Source organism: Longimicrobiales bacterium (assembly GCA_035764935.1).
In the GTDB taxonomy this organism is placed as follows: Bacteria; Gemmatimonadota; Gemmatimonadetes; order Longimicrobiales; family RSA9; genus DASTYK01.
The window spans coordinates 1-2,279 of record DASTYK010000152.1 but is presented as its reverse complement, the minus strand read 5'-3'; the positions used below and the strand labels follow the sequence as shown (position 1 = coordinate 2,279).

Sequence of the window (2,279 nt, the reverse complement as noted above, 5' to 3'; positions counted from 1 at the left end):
CGAGAACCGTTGCTGCAACGCCGTGTACCGGTGCCGAGCCGGCGCGGTCAGGGCCTGGGTCAGTCGCGGCGCGGGTAGGTTGCTCGCCGCGATCTGTCCGACAAGGCCCTCGTCGACAAGGTCGCTCATCGCCGAGACGGTGTCCTCGAGCGGAGTAGCGGGATCGTCGATGTGGGCGTACAGCACTTCGACGTGGCCGGTACCGAGTCGACGCAGACTGTCGGTCAGCTGCGCGCGGACCGACGACAGGCTCAGCCCGAGTGTATCCTTCAGGTCGTAGGAGCCTGGGGCGGGGCGCGCGCCGACCTTCGTCGCGAGAGTCACCGCGCCGCGGCGTCGAGCACCGCGAACGCCGCATCCGGTGCGACGGTGGTGCCGAAGTACATCGTGCCCACCGCGAGCGGCGGCACGGGGAGGTGTCCGAGGGTGTGTGTCATGCCTCTATTGCATGGGCTGGACCATGGTCCACAAACGTTGAGAACGTCGAAATCTGCCCCGCCTGATGGCGGGGCAGATTCGTTTGTGCGGTGGCGGCAGGCTCGTGCGTTCGCACTGGTTGCAGAGGTCGCCGAGGTCGGTGAGCAGGTTGAGGATCTCGCCGAGGCCCGTCGCCAGGGCGAAGCTCTCGCCGCCAGCGCACCTCATCGCATCATTGGAAGCGAATCCTGGGAGCAGGGCGTGTCTGTGCGTACGCGCGTCACGGCGCACGCGCACTGGTCGGGCGTTCAGTGCTCCGTGTGAGTCTTTCCTGCTGCGAAGCTGCCCCGGCGGCGGAAGAATGGGATGATCGCCGCTGCGGCAGCGATGTGCATGAAGGTCAATGACACTGTGGTCTCGACATCCGCTTCGTAGGCGAATGCCGGCAGCAGTGAGACCGCCGCCGCCGTGAGCGCAACTGCCGTCCAGATGGTTCTGGCACGCGTCGTCAGGAGTTCGAGTGCGATGCGCAGCACCCATCCCGCGACGGCAGCCGCCAGCACGGAACCGATGACCGCTCCGAGCGTAACCTCCATCGGCGGCTCCTCGGCTCCGAAGGAGACCACGAACGAGGCGCCCGCCACGCCTCCCGCAAGCCAGATGAGCACGCAGGCCAGCATCGCGATGACGGCGCCGAGCAAGCGCGGGCGCCAGTTTGCTGTCAATGTGGCGAGCGACGTGCGCCGCCTGCTGGCTTGCGTGAGTTGCATCTCAGTGGGCATAAGGTCTCCTGACGTTCGAGGCCGCGGCGAGGCTCGGCACGGACAATGTTCACGCTATGTTTCATTTGAAGCACGAACAATGCGTGTAACGATCGATTTCATGCGTGATCGTCCTCGATAGCGCCCTCACCCTATAAGATCAGTTCGTGGACATGATGAGTGAGGTCGTCGCGGTCCTCCGTCGAGGACGACCGCGATCTCAGCGCGTCACCTGGACCGCGCCATGGGGTCAGCGTTTTGCCGCGGTCGACGGCTCGGCCGGATTCCAGGTCATCCTTCGCGGGACGTGCTGGCTGATTCGTGATGGCGAGGATCCGGTGCGGCTGCAGGTAGGAGACGTTCTGTTCCTCCCCAGCGGAGTCGAGCACGCGCTCGCCGATCGGATCGATGCCGAGCTCGCTGAGGCGTGCGAACCGGGCCAAGTAGCCGGCAATGGCGCAGCTCAGATGCCGGCGGATTCCGACCATGGGCTGCCGGGGGAACAGACGGTCACGCTCTGCGGCGCATATGAACTCGACCTGCGATTCATTCACCCATTGCTTGCCCAGCTCCCGCCCGTGGTGATCTTGCGCGCGCCGTTCGATCGCGGCGAGCCGCTCCGGGATGCGGTGGAACTGCTCGCGATGGAACTCGACCGGCCTGGGCCGGGCACGGATCACCTGATCGCCGCACTCCTCGACGTGTTGTTCATCCACATCCTCCGCGCGTGCCACGATGAGCGTGTCCTGCCGGACGGCGCGCATTCGTGGGTCGCAGCGATCCGAGAGACAGGACTCCGCTCCGCTCTCGACGCGTTCCACGACGACCCCGGTCACCCCTGGACGGTCGCGGAGCTCGCTCAGTATGCGGCTTTGTCCCGCACGGCCTTCGCTCGTCGATTCCATGAACTGATCGGCGATCCGCCCATGGCCTACATCACGTGGTGGCGGATGAATCTCGCCGCCGCCCTGCTCACCGACACGGATCAATCCATGCGCGCGATCGCTCAGCGGGTGGGATACAGCTCAGAGTATGCCTTCGCGCACGCCTTCCGCCGAGAGCGTGGCATGTCGCCTGGGGCGGCACGCCGTGCCGGCGGAC

3 protein-coding genes are annotated in these 2,279 nt (G+C 66.1%); 1 reads left to right on the top strand and 2 read right to left on the bottom strand.

The window, feature by feature from the left end; genetic code table 11:
- Positions 1-324: aldo/keto reductase (locus VFU06_12970; protein ID HEU5210299.1), on the bottom strand; the 324-nt coding region annotated here is incomplete at its 3' end.
- A 401-nt stretch (positions 325-725) separates the two neighbouring features.
- On the bottom strand, positions 726-1,187 hold the full coding sequence (locus VFU06_12965; protein ID HEU5210298.1) for a DUF6069 family protein: 462 nt from the start codon (positions 1,185-1,187) through the stop codon (positions 726-728).
- Between the two features lie 164 nt (positions 1,188-1,351).
- On the opposite strand from VFU06_12965, the gene VFU06_12960 reads away from it, so the two are divergent.
- Positions 1,352-2,279 (top strand): AraC family transcriptional regulator (locus VFU06_12960; protein ID HEU5210297.1); only part of this gene is annotated, 928 nt, incomplete at its 3' end.

What these genes read in the sequence shown, in the direction of transcription:
- VFU06_12965 (HEU5210298.1), bottom strand. Translation starts at nt 1,187, where the DNA reads ATGCAACTCACGCAAGCCAGCAGGCGGCGCACGTCGCTCGCCACATTG.